Source organism: Bradyrhizobium yuanmingense (genome assembly GCF_025200905.1).
Taxonomy (GTDB): Bacteria; Pseudomonadota; Alphaproteobacteria; order Rhizobiales; family Xanthobacteraceae; genus Bradyrhizobium; species Bradyrhizobium yuanmingense.
Genome location: NZ_CP104173.1, coordinates 1,484,302 through 1,503,712, shown reverse-complemented (window position 1 = coordinate 1,503,712; position 19,411 = coordinate 1,484,302). Strand labels below are relative to the sequence as shown.

The 19,411-nt window shown below is 65.4% G+C and carries 20 protein-coding genes; 6 read left to right on the top strand and 14 right to left on the bottom strand.

The genetic code is table 11. The features are described 5' to 3' along the window. Window positions 1-6: 6 nt before the first annotated feature. From fliE to motA, 9 genes are all read right to left on the bottom strand, one after another. Window positions 7-336, bottom strand: coding sequence for a flagellar hook-basal body complex protein FliE (gene fliE / locus N2605_RS07040; RefSeq protein WP_109144820.1), 330 nt, complete (start codon window positions 334-336; stop codon window positions 7-9). A gap of 2 nt (window positions 337-338) precedes the next feature. Beyond that, window positions 339-755 (bottom strand): flagellar basal body rod protein FlgC, encoded by a 417-nt coding sequence (gene flgC / locus N2605_RS07035; protein WP_036006988.1) that lies wholly within the window; start codon window positions 753-755, stop codon window positions 339-341. 11 nt (window positions 756-766) lie between these two features. Next, the gene (gene flgB / locus N2605_RS07030) at window positions 767-1,168 is read right to left on the bottom strand and encodes a flagellar basal body rod protein FlgB (RefSeq protein ID WP_260346175.1); all 402 of its coding nucleotides are present in this window, start codon (window positions 1,166-1,168) and stop codon (window positions 767-769) included. A gap of 64 nt (window positions 1,169-1,232) precedes the next feature. Continuing rightward, window positions 1,233-2,318 (bottom strand): flagellar biosynthesis protein FlhB, encoded by a 1,086-nt coding sequence (gene flhB, locus N2605_RS07025; protein ID WP_260346174.1) that lies wholly within the window; start codon window positions 2,316-2,318, stop codon window positions 1,233-1,235. Between the two features lie 13 nt (window positions 2,319-2,331). Further along, window positions 2,332-3,372, bottom strand: coding sequence for a flagellar motor switch protein FliG (locus N2605_RS07020; RefSeq protein ID WP_036027431.1), 1,041 nt, complete (start codon window positions 3,370-3,372; stop codon window positions 2,332-2,334). A 2-nt stretch (window positions 3,373-3,374) separates the two neighbouring features. Then, entirely contained in the window at window positions 3,375-3,749 is a 375-nt protein-coding gene (gene fliN, locus N2605_RS07015) for a flagellar motor switch protein FliN (protein ID WP_036006979.1), read from the bottom strand. A 76-nt stretch (window positions 3,750-3,825) separates the two neighbouring features. Further along, window positions 3,826-4,140 (bottom strand): hypothetical protein, encoded by a 315-nt coding sequence (locus tag N2605_RS07010; RefSeq protein ID WP_036006976.1) that lies wholly within the window; start codon window positions 4,138-4,140, stop codon window positions 3,826-3,828. Continuing rightward, window positions 4,121-5,062, bottom strand: a complete 942-nt coding sequence (locus N2605_RS07005; RefSeq protein WP_036006973.1) for a flagellar motor switch protein FliM — start codon at window positions 5,060-5,062, stop codon at window positions 4,121-4,123. The genes N2605_RS07010 and N2605_RS07005 overlap by 20 nt, the downstream gene beginning before the upstream one ends. After that, window positions 5,059-5,955: a flagellar motor stator protein MotA gene (gene motA / locus N2605_RS07000; protein WP_036027433.1), complete on the bottom strand. Its 897-nt coding sequence runs from the start codon at window positions 5,953-5,955 to the stop codon at window positions 5,059-5,061. Before motA ends, N2605_RS07005 begins: the two co-directional genes overlap by 4 nt. A 143-nt stretch (window positions 5,956-6,098) precedes the next feature. Between motA and N2605_RS06995 the strand changes: the two genes are divergently transcribed. The 5 genes from N2605_RS06995 to N2605_RS06975 all read left to right on the top strand — a co-directional run bounded on the left by N2605_RS06995 (window position 6,099) and on the right by N2605_RS06975 (window position 12,522). Next, window positions 6,099-6,887: a DUF1217 domain-containing protein gene (locus tag N2605_RS06995; RefSeq protein WP_036006968.1), complete on the top strand. Its 789-nt coding sequence runs from the start codon at window positions 6,099-6,101 to the stop codon at window positions 6,885-6,887. Window positions 6,888-6,890: 3 nt separating this feature from the next. Continuing rightward, entirely contained in the window at window positions 6,891-7,619 is a 729-nt protein-coding gene (flgF, locus tag N2605_RS06990) for a flagellar basal-body rod protein FlgF (RefSeq protein ID WP_036027436.1), read from the top strand. 40 nt (window positions 7,620-7,659) lie between these two features. Next, window positions 7,660-8,985: a flagellar protein export ATPase FliI gene (fliI, locus tag N2605_RS06985; protein ID WP_260346173.1), complete on the top strand. Its 1,326-nt coding sequence runs from the start codon at window positions 7,660-7,662 to the stop codon at window positions 8,983-8,985. Window positions 8,986-9,800: 815 nt separating this feature from the next. After that, the gene (locus tag N2605_RS06980; protein ID WP_036006959.1) at window positions 9,801-10,436 is read left to right on the top strand and encodes a MarR family winged helix-turn-helix transcriptional regulator; all 636 of its coding nucleotides are present in this window, start codon (window positions 9,801-9,803) and stop codon (window positions 10,434-10,436) included. Between the two features lie 1,021 nt (window positions 10,437-11,457). Beyond that, entirely contained in the window at window positions 11,458-12,522 is a 1,065-nt protein-coding gene (locus N2605_RS06975; protein WP_036006955.1) for a ketopantoate reductase family protein, read from the top strand. Between the two features lie 22 nt (window positions 12,523-12,544). Here N2605_RS06975 and N2605_RS06970 read toward each other — a convergent pair whose 3' ends face one another. After that, window positions 12,545-13,003 (bottom strand): hypothetical protein, encoded by a 459-nt coding sequence (locus N2605_RS06970; RefSeq protein ID WP_260346172.1) that lies wholly within the window; start codon window positions 13,001-13,003, stop codon window positions 12,545-12,547. A gap of 240 nt (window positions 13,004-13,243) precedes the next feature. Between N2605_RS06970 and N2605_RS06965 the strand changes: the two genes are divergently transcribed. Then, complete coding sequence (locus tag N2605_RS06965; RefSeq protein ID WP_036027460.1) at window positions 13,244-14,758, top strand: helicase HerA domain-containing protein; 1,515 nt, start codon at window positions 13,244-13,246, stop codon at window positions 14,756-14,758. 3 nt (window positions 14,759-14,761) lie between these two features. Here N2605_RS06965 and N2605_RS06960 read toward each other — a convergent pair whose 3' ends face one another. The 4 genes from N2605_RS06960 to N2605_RS06945 are packed head-to-tail and all read right to left on the bottom strand — an operon-like array spanning window position 14,762 to window position 19,379. Then, complete coding sequence (locus N2605_RS06960; protein WP_036027461.1) at window positions 14,762-15,499, bottom strand: ABC transporter ATP-binding protein; 738 nt, start codon at window positions 15,497-15,499, stop codon at window positions 14,762-14,764. Next, complete coding sequence (locus N2605_RS06955; RefSeq protein ID WP_036027462.1) at window positions 15,496-16,344, bottom strand: ABC transporter ATP-binding protein; 849 nt, start codon at window positions 16,342-16,344, stop codon at window positions 15,496-15,498. Before N2605_RS06955 ends, N2605_RS06960 begins: the two co-directional genes overlap by 4 nt. Beyond that, window positions 16,344-18,167 carry an ABC transporter permease gene (locus tag N2605_RS06950; protein ID WP_036027464.1) on the bottom strand — a complete coding sequence of 608 codons (1,824 nt, stop codon included), beginning with the start codon at window positions 18,165-18,167 and terminating at the stop codon, window positions 16,344-16,346. Before N2605_RS06950 ends, N2605_RS06955 begins: the two co-directional genes overlap by 1 nt. 54 nt (window positions 18,168-18,221) lie before the next feature. Next, window positions 18,222-19,379 (bottom strand): ABC transporter substrate-binding protein, encoded by a 1,158-nt coding sequence (locus tag N2605_RS06945; RefSeq protein ID WP_036027466.1) that lies wholly within the window; start codon window positions 19,377-19,379, stop codon window positions 18,222-18,224. Window positions 19,380-19,411 lie beyond the last annotated feature (32 nt).

The window sequence follows — 19,411 nt, the reverse complement described above, 5'->3', positions numbered from 1 at the left end:
TTCAGATCAAATCGACATCCGAACGACTTCCTGGTAGGCCTGGACGACCTTGTCGCGAACCGCGACCGCCGTCTGCAGGGCCTGCTCGGCCGACATCAGCGCTTCCACGACGCGGCGCGTCGATTCCTTGCCCTGCATTGCCGAGATCGATGCCGCCTCGCCCGCCTTCAGCGTCCCGATCGCATCCGACGTCACCTGCTTCATCACCGATTCGAAGCCGACGTCGTCACTGGTCTGGATCGCGGTGGACGCCGCCGGCGAGACGGCCTGCGTCTCGGTCGCACGGCTCGCGGCTTGCCCTGCGGAAATCGCGGTGGATGAAATCGCCTCAAGCATGGTCAGCTCCTCAAGAGATCGATGGTCATGCCGAGCATGGACCTCACCTGCTTCACGACCTGGAGATTGGCCTCATAGGAGCGGTTGACCTCCCGCATGTCGGCCATCTCAATCATCATGTTCACGTTCGGCAGCTTGACGTAGCCGGCCTTGTCGGCGGCGGGATGCCCCGGATCGTACTCGACGCGGTAGGGCGTGGTGTCGACCCCGATCTCCTTGACCTTCGCGAGCTGCGCGCCCGAGGCGCGATCCATCGCCGCATCGAAGGTGATGGTCTTGCGCTGATACGGATCGGCGCCGGCGGCGCGCCCCGTCGAGGTGGCGTTCGCGAGGTTCTCCGAGACGATGCGCATGCGCGTCGACTGCGCTTCGAGCCCGGAGCTTGCGACCGTCAGCGAGGCGCTCAATGAGTCCAGCATGTCAAATCACCTCAGGCCTTTGCACTCGACAGCACCATGCGGTGAAACGACCGCACGATCGCCGCGTTCATCGAATAGTCGCGATTGACGTCACTGCCCTTGATCATTTCCTGCTCGAGGCTGACGGAGTTGCCGGAGTGAACCACTTCCCAGCTGTCCTTCTTCGCGGTCGCCCGCGTGTCGATCTCGGCTGCGGCCAATTGCATGTGCGAAGGCGACGTCGTCGCGAGCCTCACCGGCATGCCGTCGAGCACCTTGCTGAACGGCTCGACGTCGCGCGCCCGGAATCCCGGCGTGTTGGCGTTGGCGACGTTGGTGGCGATGGTCGACTGACGCAGCTCGAGATAGCGCGCCTGCGACGATGCGAGTTCGAAGAGAAAAAGCGGTCCCACGACGGCCCCATTCTGATCCATTCGGGACGAGCCTAGGGCGTTAAGCTTTCGTCAAGCTGTTGCGCGAAGCACCATCCTCGGAAATCTATCGAACGTTCCCGGGCCGCGGCGCCTGCTTGGATTGGAGGAAGTAGATGATCTCGGCAACGGGCCGGAAGAATTCCGCCGGAATCACCTGATCGACCTGGACTGCCTCGTAGAGCGCGCGCGCCAGCGCCTTGTTTTCGATGACTGGGATTCGGTTCTGCTCGGCAATCTCGCGGATCTTCAGCGCGATCACGTCCATGCCCTTGGCCACGACCAGCGGCGCGGCGTTTTCCTCGCGCTTGTAGCGCAGCGCGATCGCGAAGTGCGTCGGATTGGCAATCACCAGCGTCGCGCGCGAGGCCGAGGCGATCATGCGCTGGCGCGAACGGTCGCGCGCCAGCGAGCGCAGGCGCGCCTTGATCAGGGGATCGCCTTCCGCCTGCTTGTGCTCGTCCTTGATCTCCTGCTTGGTCATGCGCAGCTCGCGCCGCCAGTGGAAGCGCGCCCAGGCGAGATCGATCGCCACCAGCACGATGGTGGCGATGCAGATCGCCGAGACGATGCGCATCGCGATGTTGAGGATCATCTCCGGCAGCGCGACCGGGTCGGTGTACATGGCCTCGAACGCCCTCGCTTCGGACGCGCGCAGCACGAAGGCGACCACGGCGGTCACCGCGGCGAGCTTGAACAACGACTTGGCGAACTCGATCAGGCCCTGCGTCCCGAACAACCGCTTCCAGCCGCTGACTGGAGAGATTCGCGACATGTCAGGCTTGATCCGCTCGAGCACCAGGCGCGGCGCGTTCTGCAGCAGCGAGGCCGCGAGCCCGAACACCACCAGGATGACCACCAAGGGCACCAGGAACCGCAGCGCCTGCAGGCCGACCACGGTGAGCAGGTTCTGCGCGTCCGCACCGGTCGAGAGCGGGAAGCCCTCGGGATCGTCGAGCAGGCTCTTCAGCGTCGGCGTCAATTGCTGCACGCCCTGGCCGATCAGGAATGCCTGGATCACCATCAGCGCGGCCATCGAGGCGAAAATGGAGGCCTCCCGAGAGACCGGAATCTTGCCCTGTTCGAGCGCATCGCGGACTTTCTTCTCGGTCGGCTCTTCTGTCTTGCTCTCCTGATCGGATGTTTCTGCCATGCCCGTTCAGCGGTCAGCGGAAGACCAGCCCATCCTCCTGCTCGGGGTTGAGCTCGATTTCGCCCTTCTCCGCGAGGTCGAGTGCAAGGTCGGTGATCACACGGCGCGCCTCGAGCACGTCGCGCTGGTTCGACGGCTCGCCGATCGCGAGCTCGGCCTCGACGACGCGGCGGACGCGCGAGGCGACCGCGGACAGGATCACCTCGCGGAAATGCTTGTCGGTGCCCTTCAGTGCGACCACGATGCGGTCGGTCGGAACCTGGTCGAAGATCATGGTGCGCGCCTTCGGCGCCAGGTTGATGACGTCGTCGAAGGTGAACAACAGCTCCTTTAGCACCTCGGCCGACTTCGGACGCTTCTCCGACAGGCTCTTCAGGATGTCCTCGATGTGGCCGCGCTCCATCTTGTTGATGATGTCGGCGACGCGGGCGTAGGTGTCGGCGCCGAGGTTGCGGGCGAAATTCAGCGTCAGATCTTCGTGCAGCGTCTTCTCGAGGACCTTCATCGCGTCATCAACGATCGGCTTGAGGCTGAGCACGCGCCGCATCAACTCGTTGCGCAGACTCGACGGCAGCTGGCTCATGACCTTGGCGGCGCAGGACGGCTTGACTTTGGACAGGATGAGCGCCGCGGTCTGCGGATGCTCCTTGGACAGGTAGGTGGCCAGCGAATTTTCCGACACCGACGAGACGCGGTCCCACACAGAGCGGCTCGAATTGCCGAGTAGGTCCGTCATGATCGCCGAAACCTGATCGGCCGGAAGCACGTCGCCGAGCACCGCTTCCAGGCCACCGAGGGTGCCGAGAATGTTCGCGCCCATCGAGAACTGCTGGGCGAACTCCTCGACGATCCCCTCGAGCTCCTGCGCGGTGATCGGCCGCAGCTCCGCCGCCGCCTTGGTGACGATGCGGATCTCCTGCGGCTCGAACTGCTGAAGCACGCTCGCCGCCGCCTGCCGGCCCATGGCCAGCAGGAGCGCGGCGACCTTTTCCGTGCCGCCCAGCGTGGTAACGCCTCGCTGCTTGACGGGAGCGATGCCGACCGGTGCCGCCATGGTCAGGTATCACCCTGCCCCAGCGGTCCGACGATCTCCGTGAGTGAGACGCCGAAGCGGGAATTGTCCTCTTCGACGACGACCACCTCGCCGCGGGCGACGATGCGGCCGTTGACGACGACGTCGACGGGCTCCCCGACCCGGTGATCGAGCGGAACCACCGCGCCGCGTCCGAGCTTCATCAGGTTCGCCACCGGAATGGTGGCCGATCCCAGCACCACCTGCATGGTGACGGGAATGCGCAAGATGGCGTCGACATTGGCGAACTTGCCGGTCTCCTCGGCCGTGCGCTGGGCGATCTCGGCCAGGCGTTCCAGCGGTGACGTCTCGGTCTCAGCCGATGCAGGTGCAGACTCGTAGTCGAATGATTGCGCCATATGGTATCGCCTCTTGGTACTTCCGCTGCCGGAGCGCCGTGGCGTTCCGGCCGTATTGCTCTGCCGGTGCCGGCATTCAGTGCTTGTTCAGCTCGGCGGTCGCGGCCGTCGCCGCGGGTGCGAGCCCGCTGCGCGCATCGAGCGCTGCGATCGCCTCGTGAGCCTGGTCGATCTTCGTGCTCAGCACGTTGGCGAGGCGTCCGAGATTCGCCGTGGAATCGTGCGCCGCGGTGATGACCGTGTCGAAGGCACCCGCGGTCTCGTGCATGATGGTTGAGAATTCGCCCTGATAGCTGCGCAGCCGCGCCAGCTCGCGATGCATCCTGGTCACCCGCAGGCTGGTGAAGGCGAGCGCAACCAGCAGCACGATATCAACGAGATAGGATATCATCGACGAACTCCCGCTTCTGATCGACGGGATCTGCCACCTGCATGGCGTAATAGCCGTCGAGCTGGCCGATCTGACACCAGAACAACACCTGATTGTTGCTTTCGAGACGGGCCAGCGTGCGCGGCGTGGCCTCGAGCTCGAGCACCTGCCCGACCTCGAACTTCACGACGTCGCCGAGCGTCACCATCTTCTCGTCGAGGACGGCGCTGAGGGTCACCTCGGTCCGCTGCACCTCGCTTTCCATCTGTTCGCGCCAGCGTGGGTCGGCGGCGCGACCGTCGCTGACGACCACGTGAGCGAGCTTCTGACGCAGCGGGTTGAGCGCGGAGTGCGGAATGATCAGGAACATCTGACCGCCGCGGTAGAGTGCCTGCACCATCATGTTCGCGCAGATCGACATGTTGCTGGCGCGTCCGATCGCCAGCGACGCCATCGCGGTCTCGACACGCTCGACGCGGAAGGTGACGTTGGACGTTCCGGCGAAGGCGCCTTGCAGCGCCTTGGCGAACCGCTCGAACAGCGCCTGGACCAGCCGTATCTCAATGTTCGAGAACGTCCGTTCGACGTCAAGCGGCGGTTCCGCTCCGTCAGAGCCGAACATCGCCTCGACCATCGTGAATACGAAGTCGCGGTCGAGCATGATAATGACGCGCGAATCCCACTGCTCGGCATAGAGCACGGCCGCGACCGCGTTGCCCTCGTAGTCCTTGATGATGTCGCCGAGCGGATCGTTGGTGATGCCGTTGACCGAGAAATAGCAGGGCGTTCCGGCCATCGGCTGCAGGCTGTCGGTGCACGATGCCGCCATGCGATCGAAGATCACATTGAGCATCGGCATACGCTCGATCGATATGCCGGCAGCGTCCAGCAGGTAGTTCGGCAGCTGCTTGCGCTGGTCGACTTCTGCGTCTTCCATCATCATGCGCGCGCCGCCTTGGGTTCAGCGTCGGCAGCGACGGGCTTGGGACCTGCGATCGTCTCGTTTTCGACGACGTCGATCGAGGGACGCTCGCTGCTGGAGATCATCTTGCGGCCGTGCTCGACGGCGATCTGCGGCATGGCACCGTTCATGAATGCCAGCAGCGTCTGCTTGACGATGATGTAGGGCCGACACTTCTTCTCGCGCGTCATCTTGATCTTGATCGCGAAGGGCGAAAGCACGCCATAGGACAGGAAGATGCCTGCGAAGGTGCCTACCAGGGCTGCACCGATAAAGCCGCCCAATAGCTTCGGCGACTGGTCGAGCGCGCCCATCGCCTTGATGACGCCAAGCACGGCGGCGACGATGCCGAGCGCCGGCAGCGCCTCGGACACCGTCACCAGCGCATGATAGGGCGCCAGCTTGCCTTTCACGATGGTATGGATCTCCTCGTCCATCAGCGCCTCGATCTCGTGCGTGCGCGCATTGCCCATGATGATCAGGCGGACATAGTCGCAGATGAACTGGAGCAGCGAGGGATCTCCGAGCACGCTGGGGAACGCCTTGAAGATCTCGGAGTTCGAGGGGTCGTCGATATGCGCCTCGACTTCGTTGCGCCCCTTGCCCCGCAGCTCGCGCATCAGAGCGTGGAGCGCGCCGAGCAAGTCAAGGTAGTAGCGCTGGCCGGGCACCGCGCCGGTGATGGCCTGCATACAGGCGACGCCCGTGTCCACCACCGTCTTCCATGGATTGGCCACGATGAAGGTGCCGACCGCGGTTCCCATGATGATCACGAACTCCCACGGCTGCATGAGCACGGCCAGGTGCCCGCCCATGGCGGCAAAGCCGCCGAGCAGCGCCGCTACCGTGATGAAAATCCCCACGAAACTGCCCAACGCGCCGCTCCATCGCCGATCCCACCTGGAATACCTAGTCGGCGACGCTTGCGCGAAGCTGGCTTCGAGGTCGCCAGCCCCGCGCAAGCAATTGGCGGCAGCTTGAAGCGGGGTCGCGACCTGCGGCCAGAGGGGCGCGTGTCATGCTATCCACCATCGCGGACTACACCAGGCTGACCAAGGACATGGGCAAGTCGCTGACGCAGGTCGCGAAGCAGCCGGACGTCAGCCGCGACACCGACTATTTCCTCGGCCATATCGGCAAAGTGAAGACCATCGACGATTTCCTGAAGGACTATCGTCTCTATTCCTATGCGATGAAGGCCTATGGCCTCAGCGACATGACCTACGCCAAGGCGTTCATGCGCAAGGTGCTGACCGAGGGGGTCACGAGCAAGGACGCCTTCGCCAACAAGCTGACCGACACCCGCTACCGGCAATTCGCGACCGCCTTCAATTTCGCCGCACTCGGCGACAAGGCGACCCAGACCGCCGCGGCCACGACCGGCACCGCGACCCAGTACGTCACGCAGACGATGGAGGAGAAGGCCGGCGATCAGAACGAAGGCCTGCGTTTGGCGCTGTATTTCACCCGCAAGGCTTCCACGATCACGACCGCCTACCAGATCCTGGCCGACAAGGCGCTGACGCAGGTGGTGCAGACCGCGCTCGGCCTGCCGTCGACGATCAGCGCGGCGAACATCGACGCCCAGGCCAAGATGATCGCGGACAAGATCAAGCTCACCGACTTCCAGGATCCCGCCAAGGTGACCAAGTTCGTGCAGCGCTTTGCGGCGATGTGGGATGCGACCCAGGCCCGGAACGACAGCTCGACCAATCCCGCGCTGGTCCTGATCGCCGGCGCCGCGACGTCGGTCAGCATGGATACCAACGTGCTCACGACGCTTCAGAACATCAAGTTCAACAGGTAAGTCATGCAATCGGCTCTCTATGTGGGATTGTCGGCGCAGGTCGCCCTCGAAAAGCGCCTCCAGACGATCGCCAACAACGTCGCCAACGTCAACACGGCCGCGTTCCGCACCGACGTGGTGAAGTTCGAGACCGTGCTGTCCAAGGCCGGTCCGACGCCGGTGGCGTTCTCCTCGCCCGGCGACAACATCATCTCGCGCGAGATGGGCAACATTACCGAGAGCGGCAACCCGCTGGACGTCGCCGTGGTCGGCCAGGGCTGGATCGCCTTCGCCGGTCCGAACGGCACGGTCTACACGCGCGACGGCCGGCTCCAGATCGCCCCCAACGGCGATCTTCAGACCGTGAGCGGCTTTCCGATCGTCGATTCCGGGGGCGCGCAGATCACGCTCGACCCGAACGGCGGACCGATCTCGATCGCGCGCAGCGGCGCGATCATCCAGGACAACAACGAGATCGGCACCATCGGCCTGTTCAGCATTCCGGCCGACGCCAATCTCGAACGCTACGGCAATTCAGGCGTGACGCCCGACCGGCCTGCGACCGCCATCGCGGACTTCTCCCGGGACGGCTTCAAGCAGGGCTATGTCGAAGGCTCCGGCGCCAATCCGATGCTCGAACTGACGCGGCTGATCTCGGCATCGCGCGCTTTCGATGGCACCAACTCGATGATCGAGGGCACCGAGAGCTCGCTGCAGAACGCGATCCGGACCCTCGGCGAACCCGGCAAGTAGATTGCGCGCCAAGCGCGCAGGATGAGGTTGGACGGTTTCCTTGAACGCTCTTCGGCAACTCGAGTGGGCGCTGCTGGAGCTTCAGCAGAGCACTCCCCTGGCAAGCGTCAGTGGCGCGATCTCCGAGATCGCGCCGACGCATTTCCGCGTCTCCGGCCTGTCGCGCTTCGTCAGGCTCGGCGAGCTCATCGGCGTCGATTGCGGCGGTAAGCGCCAGATCGGCGAGGTGGTGCGGATCGACAGCGACGGCATCATCGCCAAGCCGTTCGACCGGCAATTTGGCGGCGGGCTCGGCTCGGCGGCCTACCGGATGCCGCCGCTGTCCTTCGCGCCCGATCCGAGCTGGAAGGGCCGCGTCATCAACGCCCTCGGCGCGCCGCTGGACGGACAGGGGCCGCTCACGCAAGGGTCGCAGGCGGTCTCGGCGGAGGCGGAGGCGCCGTCGGCCATGAAGCGTGCGCGCGTGCACAAGCCGCTGCGCACCGGCGTACGCGTCATCGACCTGTTCGCGCCGGTCTGCGCCGGCCAGCGCGTCGGCATCTTTGCCGGATCGGGCGTCGGCAAATCGACGCTGCTCGCGATGCTCGCCCGCAGCCAGGGCTTCGATACGGTCGTGCTGGCCCTGGTCGGCGAGCGCGGCCGCGAGGTGCGCGAGTTCATCGAGGACGTGCTGGGCAACGACCGTCATCGCGCTGTCACAATCGTGTCGACGGGCGACGAAAGCCCGATGATGCGGCGACTGGCGCCGAAGACGGCGATGGCGGTCGCCGAATATTTCCGCGACCGCGGCGAATCGGTCCTGCTGATGGTGGATTCGATCACCCGTTTTGCCCACGCCGCCCGCGAGGTCGCGCTCGCCGCCGGCGAGCCCGCGGTGGCGCGCGGCTACGCGCCGACGGTCTTCACCGATCTGCCGCGCCTGCTCGAGCGCGCCGGTCCGGGCGAGGAGGGATCCGGCACCATCACCGGGATCTTCTCCGTGCTGGTCGACGGCGACGATCACAACGAGCCGATCGCCGACACCATCCGCGGCACGCTCGATGGGCACATACTGCTCTCAAGGCACATCGCCGACCAGGCGCGCTATCCGGCCGTCGATGTTCTGGCCTCGGTCTCCCGCCTCGCCCACAACGTCTGGGACCCCGAGGAGCGCGAATTGGTGAGCAAGCTGCGCGCCATGATCGCGAAATACGAGGACACGCGCGACCTTCGCCTGATGGGCGGCTATCAGCCGGGACGTGATTCGGGCCTCGACCAGGCGGTCGAGATGGTTCCGCGAATCTACAACGCGATGCGACAGGGCGCATCGGCCCCGCCGAGCGCCGATCCGTTCCGCGAGCTTCGGGACATGCTCAAGGGCGACTGACGGGTGGAGAGGGTGAGGCGCCTGCCGTCCGCCCTGCCCGTGGTTTTCGACAAGAGATTGCGCATGTCGCTACGCTTCCAGCGCATGCGCGTGCACACCGGCTCACCCATTTTCGTCGTGAGCGAATTCGCCGTTCGCGGTGTGCACGAGCTGGCAAGCGCTGTGCAAGCGATCGAAGAGTCTATTCTGCAAGCACGACGGGAACAACCGCCGCGTGCAATTCCAATGAGTTCCCTCGACGATTCCGCGGCAGAACGCACAAGTTGTGGATGACGTGCCGCCAAACGTCATCGTGATGCACAAGCTTCGATCAGTTTGCATCAACGCAAGACAACAACGCGCGTGCAATCAAACTCTCACAATATCGAGTGCATATTTCTCGCCGCGCCATGTATTGCGTTCACCATCATGTGTCCCGAACAACGAGATTGCCCTTGAACGTTACATTCGCCTGCCACGACATCCAGCCTGTGAGAGGGTCTCTACTTGATTTTGTTGAGAAGCTCATCCATCGTTTTGGTTGAGTATAAGAAACGTCTGCTTGTGACTTGAACTTTGGGGGCTCCGGTTGAGCTACTCCGATCCACCGTTTGCCGGCGACGGCAACCCGAGCTCCCGCGCGACGACCACGCCGTTGGCATGCCATCAGCGATACGGCTTCTCGCTGCGGACGATGCGACGCTCATCGGCCGAGGTCGGGCGCGGTGCGATCCGCGCCATTGTGCGAGAGTTCGACAGGGCATGCTCGTCTGACACTCAGGGCGCAAAGCGGCTTCGGGACGCCGCAGACGAAGTTCCGGGGACGAGGTAGATTCATGCCATTGGCGCGGGAAGCCGTCGAGCTGCTGGTTCAGGCGGCGCGGGCTTGGTATTTCGAAGGCAATCAGCATGGATTGCGCGATCGGGAATGGATGGCGCTGCGCTTTCTCGGGCGCGCCAACAGGTTTTCGCGCACGCCGTCCGCACTGGCCGGCTTCATCGGCGCCACACGCGCGACGGCGTCGCAGATCGTGAAGACTCTGGAGAGCAAGTCGTTCCTGGTGCGAAAGCCGTCGCATGAGGACAAGCGTTCTGTCGTCCTGCACGTCACGCCGCAGGGCGAGAAATGCCTGAGCCAGCACGACCCGATCAATCACGTGGTCAACGCGGTGACGTCGCTCGGGACCGAGGAGTGCATCAGGCTGCGCGACTCTCTCCGCGAGATCCTCAATCACCTCGATGCTGCCCATCAGCGGCTCGAAGCGAGCATCTGCCGGGACTGCATGTTTCTCGCAGAGCGCGGGCCGGGCACCGGCAAGGGGCGTGGAAACGCCGAATTCATGTGCCGGCTCTATCGTGCTCCGATCTCGCTCGAGGAGACCGAGCTGCTCTGCACCAGCTTCGAGCGCACGCGTGACCGCCCCAAGATCGAGCAGCATCTCGACCGCGAGCGCATGGCGAGCCAGGGCTGAGGCCGCCAAGAAGCGGCGCTCCATCAACGTCATTGCGAGCGAAGCGAAGCAATGACGGAGTATGAGGCGATAGCTCGCTCTCCGAGTGACGGCTGTCATTCCCCGCGAAGGCGGGGAATCCAGTACGCCGCGGCCTCTGCATTGAACAACTGTCGTCTCGGAGTACTGGATCGCCCGGTCAAGCCGGGCGATGACAGCGAGTGTGTGGTCGCAGACGTGCATATTCATTCTCGCGACTGATTTCGCCCGAGCTTTGCTTCGTCTCGCCGCCCTCATCGGCAAGAGGGCGCAGGGAAGACCGGGTGCTGACATCGCACCCGCGGTCTGCTGCGCAAAACGCACACGCAGAAAACCGCACAGCAGCATACAGGTGGTGCCAATCACTCGGCCTTCCCTGCGCGATGGTCGGACGGCTTATGCCGTGCTCTCCCGGGAGCCGAGTTCCTTCTGGCCTCCCTCACCCTCGCAAAAGTCACCGGCACCGCGCCGGTTGACGCCAATGCCGCATTCGCGAGAGCTTGACCGTAGCAACGACGGCCAGGACCACACGGTTTTGCCGTACGCACGGCCTGCCATTTCGCCGCAGTTTTCCCAGCTCCGTCGACAGAGCCGGAAACTTACAGACGAGACGAAACCTAGCAGCGCCGTTCGTCCGCGCGCGGCCGCGAGCTCACCGGGGACTACCCTCCCTGCCCGCACCTTTCGCGCCCGACGCTGCCGCGTCCACCGCAAGCCCGGCTCGCGACAATGACGACCTCATGATCGCCCCTCGAGATTGAGCCGGGACGACCGACACATACGACAAATCCGAATTTCGGTAAAGAAGAATATCTTTGCTTCACTGGGTTGACACGAGACCGAAACAGGCCGCCAGGCTGGCCCTGGAACCCGCGGGACCAAGATGCACCCTTGTATGCATTATCCCAGTTGCTATCCCCCTGCGCTTCGCTTTACATGCCCTCAACTGCCCCGCGGAACGGCCGGGGCCGGAAAAATCACACAGATTTCCAGGGGACGGAGCATGGCGCGCAACATATTGATTCTTGGGGCTTCTTACGGCTCCCTGCTGGGCACGAAGCTGCTGATGGCCGGGCACAACGTGACCCTGGTCTGCCGCGCAAAGACCGCGGAGCTGATCAACCGCGACGGTACCGAGGTGCGCATTAAGCTACGCGACGAGGCGGTGCACCGGGCGATCTTCTCCCGCAACCTCCCTGGCAAGCTCGACGCGGTGACGCCGGCCAATGTCGACCTCTCCCGCTACGATCTGGTCGGCCTCGCGATGCAGGAGCCGCAATACACCAACCACACGGTGCGCGTCCTCATGGTCAAGATTGCCGCGGCGAAGCTGCCGTGCCTGTCGATCATGAACATGCCGCCCCTGCCCTATCTGAAGCGGATTCCGGCACTCGCCGACATGGATCTCGAGGAGGCCTACACCAATGCGCAGGTGTGGGAGCGGTTTGAGCCCGGGCTGGTGACGCTGTGCTCGCCCGACCCGCAGGCCTTCCGGCCGCCGGAAGAGGCCGCCAACGTGCTGCATGTCGGCCTGCCCACCAACTTCAAGGCGTCGGTCTTCGCCGACGAGAAGCACAACAAGCTGCTGCGCGAGCTGGAGGCCGACATCGACGCGGTGACGCTCGACGGCCACGACGTGCCGGTGAAGCTGAAAGTGTTCGATTCCCTGTTCGTGCCGCTGGCGAAATGGTCGATGCTGCTGACCGGCAATTACCGCTGCATCACGCCGAACGAGCCGCAGTCGATCCGCGACGCCGTGCACGGCGATCTCAATCGTTCGCAGACGATCTACGACCATGTCGATGCGATCGCCCGCCGCCTCGGCGCCGATCCGCAGGACCAGGTGCCGTTCGCGAAGTACGCCAAGGCCGCGGAGAGCCTGCTCAAGCCGTCATCGGCGGCGCGCGCGGTCGCGAGCGGTGCGCCCTTCATCGAACGCGTCGACCTGCTGGTGAAGCTGATCTCGCATCAGCTCGGCGTGCCCAACGCCGAGATCGACCGCACCGTCGACACCGTGGACCAGAAGCTGAACGAGAAGATCGTGCAGGGCGGCTCCGGCGCGCAGTAGCGCCGCTCCCACCGAGGTCCGCTCAGGCAACCAGGAAGGATTGCAGCCAGATCAGGCCGGTCACGGCGACCAGCGTAACCGCGCCGGTGCGCGTGACGAGGTCAGGGCGCCCGAGGCGACGGGCGCCGCGGCCGAGCGTTGCGCCGAGAATGATCCACGCGGCGCCGGCGGTGAGAATCTGCAGCACGATCACGCGCAGCTCGCGCGTATTGACGCGCCAGAGCATGACCGCGAGGCACAGGATGTAGATGGTCACGGCGACGCGGAGCAGCAGCGCCGCAATCGGGATGTCGCTGATGACCGGACCGAGCGCCAGCCGCAGCACCGCGATCGCCAGCAGATAGCCGCACAGTTCCGCCGCAAGCAGATGAAGGGAGCGCGAGATGCCCGCTCCGGCCCCCGATGTCGCCAGCAGGGTGTTGGTCGGCCCCGGCACCGCCAGCAGGAAATAGGTCGCCGTGAAGAAGGTCAGAAAGGTCATACGGCCGGATAGCAGGTCTCGGGCCCGTCGATCTTGATCTGCGTCATTTGGCCGAGCGATGGCGGTCTGCACCATCTTCCCCGAGCCGAGGCCTTTCGGCACCGGGTTCCTGCCGCTCACGGCGCATGCTTTCCGGTTTTGGCGTGGGCAACACCACCTGATTCGCGCTGGAGCGCTCGACGCGCCGCGGCTGGATTGATAAGCCGCTGTCCGCGAATGACGGGACTTTGAGTCGGGGACATGACGGTTGCGATCGAGATGGGGCAGACCACGGCAGGCGCCGCGGCCGCCATGGACCTCGAGGAACTGCTGGCGACCCGTCTCCTGGTGCAGGGCAATTCGGGCTCCGGCAAGTCGCATCTGCTGCGGCGGCTGCTGGAACAGAGCGCACCCTGGGTGCAGCAGGCCATCATCGACCCCGAGGGCGACTTCGTCACGCTGGCCGAGCGCTTCGGCCATCTGGTGATCGAGGCCGAGGATCACACCGAGCGCGGCCTCCAGGTCGCGGGCGAGCGCGCACGGCTGCATCGCGTCTCCACCGTGCTCAATCTCGAAGGTCTCGACGCCGAGAACCAGATGCGGCGCGCGGCTGCGTTCCTTGGCGGGATGTTCGACGTCGACCGCGATCATTGGTACCCGATGCTCGTCGTCGTCGACGAAGCGCAGTTGTTTGCGCCGGCGGTGGCGGGCGAAGTCTCGGACGAAGCACGCAAGCTCTCGCTCGCCGCCATGACCAATCTGATGTGCCGCGGCCGCAAGCGCGGGCTTGCCGGCATCATCGCAACCCAGCGCCTGGCCAAGCTCGCCAAGAACGTCGCGGCCGAAGCCTCGAACTTCCTGATGGGGCGGACCTTCCTCGACATCGACATGGCCCGCGCCGCCGACCTGCTCGGCATGGAGCGGCGGCAGGCGGAAGCCTTCCGCGATCTCGAGCGCGGTCAGTTCATGGCGCTGGGACCTGCGTTGTCGCGCCGGCCGCTGCGCCTCAACATCGGCCCGACCGAGACCAGCCCGCGCAATTCGACACCGCGGCTGATGCCGCTGCCGGAAGCCACGCTTGAAGATGCCCGCGCGGTCATCCTCGCCGCACCGCCGCCCGATGCCAGCCGGCCGCAGCGACGGCCGGCTCCGGATCTGCTCGAGCAGCTTCGCGCGGCGAAGGCCGCCGCGGTGCCGGAGATTCGGGTCGAAGTGGTCGAGGCTCCCGTCAGTGCCGAAGAGCTCGCCGAGCGGCGCGATCGCGTGGATCGCACGCTGCGTGCCGTGATGGCCGAGCCCGACGCCGGCTTCCGCGCCATCGGCGTGCTCTATCAGGAGTTCGTGGTTCGCTGCCGCATCGAGGGGTTAGGGGCGGCGGTGCCCGATCTCAGCGAATTCCGTCGCATGCTGACGCATGCGCGCGCCGGGCTCGGGACGGATCTCACCGAAGACGACGCCTGGCAGGACGTGGCGCTGCGCGCCTCGATCCTGCCCGACGACATGCAGGGCGTGTTCATGATGATCGCGCGCGCGGCGAAGGAAGGCTGGCCCTGCCCCGGCGATGCCGCAATCGCCCGCGCCTACGGCTCGCACTCGCTGCGCCGCGCGCAGCGCCTGCTCGGCTACATGGAGGAGCAGGGCCTGATCGTCGTCCAGCTCGACGGCGGCGGCCGCCGGATCGTGACGCTGGTGGAGCTCGCCTGGGCGACCGCGCCGGGCGATCCCAACGGCGATGATCAGCCGGCGGAGCAGGTCGCAAGCGCGGCGTCGGCTTGAGCGTCAGGCCGCCTCGGAGCCGCCGAGATAGGCGTCGCGGATGCGGGGGTCGTCCTTCAGTGCGCGCGCGGGGCCAGACAGCACGATCTTGCCTGTCTGCAGCACATAGGCCTCGTGCGCGATCTCGAGCGCGAGGCTGGCGTTCTGCTCGACCATGAAAACCGAGACGCCCGCCTGGTTGATGCTGCGGATCAGTTCCAGCACGCGATCGACATAAAGCGGCGACAGGCCCATGGTCGGCTCGTCCATCACGATCATGCGCGGGCGGCTCATCAGCGCGCGCGCCATCGCCACCATCTGCTGCTCGCCGCCGGACAGCGAGCCGGCGCGCTGCGACAGCCGTTGGCCGAGCTTCGGGAACAGCGTCAGCATCCTGTCGAGATCCTGCGCGATGGCGTCGCGGTCATTGCGCACGAAGGCGCCCATCAGGATGTTCTCGCGCACGCTCATGTCGGCGAACAGCCGCCGCGCCTCCGGCACGGAGCCGATGCCGCGGCGGACGATCTGCGGCGTGGAGAGCCCGATCAGCGAAGCGCCGTCGAACGTCACCTCGCCCGAGCGCGGCTTCACCAACCCTAAGATGATCTTCATCGTGGTCGACTTGCCGCTCGCGTTGCCGCCGAGCAGGCAGACGATGTGGCCGCGCGCAACCGTGATCGACAGGTCGAAATGCACCTGGGCCTGGCCGTAGAAGGTGTTGACATCAGACAAAGCCAGCAGTGCTTCGGGTGCGCTCGTCATGCCGCGCTCTCCTGCTCCGTCGTCCCTGACAGTCCGTGGCCGAGATAGGCCTCGATCACCTTGGGATCGGTTCGCACCTGCTCGCCCGGCCCTTCCGCGATCTTCTTGCCCTCGTCCATGACGATGACGCGGTCGGACAGGCGCATCACCATCTCCAGCTTGTGCTCGATCAGCAGGATCGTCAGCCCTTCGGCTTTCAATTCGGCGACGAGTCCCTGCATCTCCGCGGTCTCGGTCGGATTCATGCCGGCGGTGGGCTCGTCGAGCAGCAGCAGCCGCGGCTTCAGCGCGAGCGCACGCGCGATCTCGACGCGGCGGCGGTTGGCGTAGGAGAGGCTATAGGCGGGCTGGTCGATGCGCGGCAGCAGCCGTTCGCCGAAACGCGCGAGGATGGCCTTGACCTCCTCACGCAGCCGCTCCTCCTCGGCCCTGACGCGCGAGGGACGCAGCAAGGCCAGACCCAATTCCAGCAGCGGACCGATCACCGGCACGGCCGGCTTCACGGCGCGCAGCCGCGTGTGCGCGCCGATCAGGACATTGTCCATGACGCTGAGATTGCCGAACACGCGGCCGAGCTGGAAGGTGCGCGCGATGCCTTCGGCCGCGAGCCGCTCCGGCGGCAGGCCGGTGATGTCCTGCCCTTCGAAGCTGACGGTGCCGGCATCGGGCCGGTCAAGCCCGGTGACGAGATTGAACAGCGTCGTCTTGCCGGCACCATTCGGGCCGATGATGCTGATCAGCTCGCCCCTGGCAAGGTCGAGGTCGATGGCGTCGACCGCGGTGAGGCCGCCGAAACGGCGCGTCAGGCCGCGCAGGGACAGCATGGCGTGAAGCTGCTTCTCCATCAGACCGTTCCCAACAGGCCCTGCGGCCTGAACCGCACCAGCAGCAAGAGAACGATGCCGTAGATCAGGATGCGGTACTCGGCCGCGATCCGGAACACCTCGGGCAGGCCGACCAGCGCCACCGACCCGACGATCGCGCCGACGACGTTGCCGAGGCCGCCGAGGATGACGACGGTCAGCGCCAGGATGGATTGCTGCGTGTTGAAGGTCTCGTGGTTGATGTAGGAATAAAGATGCGCGGCGATGCCGCCGCTGACGCCGGCGGCGAAGCCGCCGAAGATGAAGGCGATCGACTTGTAGCGGTTCAGGCTGAGGCCATAGGCGCGCGCGGCGATGTCGTCGTCGCGGATGGCGCGAAAGCTGCGGCCAAGATGCGAGGTAAGCAGCCGTCCCTGCAGCAGCGCCAGCACGACCATCACCGCAAGGCTGAACCAATAGACCGAGGTCGGGCTGATCAGGTCATAGCCGAATAGAGCCAGCGGCGGGATGCCGGAGATGCCGATCGGACCGCGTGTCACGCTTTCCCAATTCAGGATCACCAGCGCCACGATCTCGCCGATCGCAAGCGTCGCGATCGACACATAATGCCCGCGCAGGCGGAAGGAAGGCGAGATCAGGAGCGTGCCGAGCGCGGCGCTCATCAGGCCACCGCCGATGACGGCAAGTCCGGCCGGAACGGCCAGCACCAGCGACAGCAATGCGGAGGTGTAGGCGCCGATCGCAAGCAGCGCGGCATGACCGAGAGAGACCTGCCCCATCGTGCCCGCAACCAGCGTCAGGCTGAGCCCGAGCATGCCGAGCAACCAGGCATTGATCAGGGTCTGGAGCACGTAGAAGGACACCGGGAACAGCGGCAGGATCGCAAAGCCGGCAACAGCGACCAACAGCGCCCAGCGCGGAATATTCACCGGGCGGCTCGGCGCGATGAACGTGCCGGTGAGCGGCTCGGGCGGCGCCTGCCGTGCGCTGACGAACAGGCCGTTCGGCCGCACCACGAGCACGACGACGAGCAGCAGGAACGCGAACAAATTGCGGTAGCTGGTGCCGAGCACGGCGACGCCGTAGCTCTCGACGAGGCCCAGCAGCAGGCTGCCGATCACCGCGCCCGGCACGTTGCCGGCGCCGCCGACGACTTCCGCGACGACGCCCTTGAGCGTCGCCTGAAGGCTCATCGCCGTGTCGATCTGGTTGTAGTACATGCCGACCAGCATGCCGGAGACGCCGCCGAGCGCCGCCGCGATACCGAACACGGCCTGATTGACCCGGTTGACGTCGACGCCCATCTGCATGGCGGCGTCGCGGTCCTGCGCCGTGGCACGCACGGCCCAGCCGAGCTTGGTGTAACGCAGGAACACGAACAGCAGCAGCGCACTGGTGAGGCCGACGCCGGCAATGAGCAGATCAAGCGGCCCGATCGTCCCGCCACCGACCTGGAAGCGGACATCGGGCAACTGGCTCGGCAACGCGCGCGGATTGGGCGAGAAGATCAGCATCACCAGTTGGTCGAGCACGAAGCTGATGCCGATGGTCGCGAGCAGCGGCGCGATGCGCACCGAGTTTTGCAGCGGCCGCAGACCGAACCGCTCGATGATCAGACCGACGATCGCCGCCGCCACGGCGACCACGATGATGGTGAGAGGCAGCGGCGTGTGCAGCTGCACCACCGCGATCCAGCCGATATAGGCGCCGACCAGATAGATCGACCCTTGCGCGAAGTTGATCAGCCGGCTGACGCCGAAGATCAGCGCGAGCCCGACTGCAACGAGCGCGTAGACATTGCCGACGATCAGCCCGTTGATGGTGTGGTCGAGCCAGGAGGACACGCAGTATTCCTAATCAGGGAGAAAGCGGCCGGAGCGATCGCTTCGGCCATCGCATCAGGTCGGCTTGCCGTCCCACAGCGCGAACTGACCCTTGCGCACGACGAGCTCGGCGTTCATGGCGCCCTTGACGCGGCGGCTCTCGACGTCGAACGTCGCCTGACCGAAGATGACGCTGGAGACGTCCTTCACCTTGGCGAAGGCATCGCGGATGGCGCGGCGGTCGGTGCCGCCGATCTTCACCACGGCAGCGGCCATGTTCATCGCGTCATAGGAATAGGCATTGAAGGCGTCGGGCTCCTGCCCGTTGTACTTGGCCTTGAAGCCGTCGATGAACTTCCTCACCTCGGGCCGCGGATCTTGCGGGAAATAGCGCGTGCCGAGATGGACGTCCTCGACCGCCTCGCCCCCGAGCTCGATGAATTTCGGCGAATACACCGAGCTGGCCGCGCAGATCGTCTGCTTCAGGCCGACCTGGCGGGCCTGGCGCGCGATCAGCGCGCCGTCGGAATAATAGGAGATCAGGATCAGGCCGTCCGGGCTGGCGTCGCGCACGCGCACCAGAGTGGAGCGGAAGTCGCGTTCCTCGGCGATGTAGCCCTCGGTGATCGCGACCTCGGCGCCGTATTCCTTGGCCGCCTTGACGAAATGGTCGCGGCTGGTGCGGCCCCAATCGGTGTTGAGGTGCAGCACCGCAAGCTTCTTCAGGCCGAGCCGCCTGACGGCGTAGGACGCCAGCAGCGGCTGCTCGTCGGCCTGGCTCACGGACGTGCTCCACATGAAGTCACCGCCCTTGGTGAAGTCGGGGTGCGAATTGGTGAAGCCGAACTGCACCAGGCCGCCGCGCTGATAGATCGGGGAGGCCGCCATCGAGGCGGGACTGGAGAAATCGCCGAGCTCCATGACGATGCGGGGATCGGAGACGAATTTCTGGGCGATCGCGACCGACTGGCGCGGATCGCTCTGGCTGTCCTCGAACTGGTAGGCGAGCTTGCGGCCGTTGATGCCGCCGGCGGCGTGAATCTCGTCGAGCGCGAGATCAAAGCCCTGCTTCCACTGCGCGCCATATTGCGCGTTCGGTCCCGTGAGGGGGCCGCTGACCCCGAGCAGGATCGGCTCGGCGGATTGCGCCAGTGCGGCGCGCGAGAAGGCTGTGCCCGCCATCATGGCGGCGAGCGAACCTTTGACCAGGGTACGGCGATCGATGTTGCTCATTCACGGCTCCATCCATTCAATGTTGATACAGC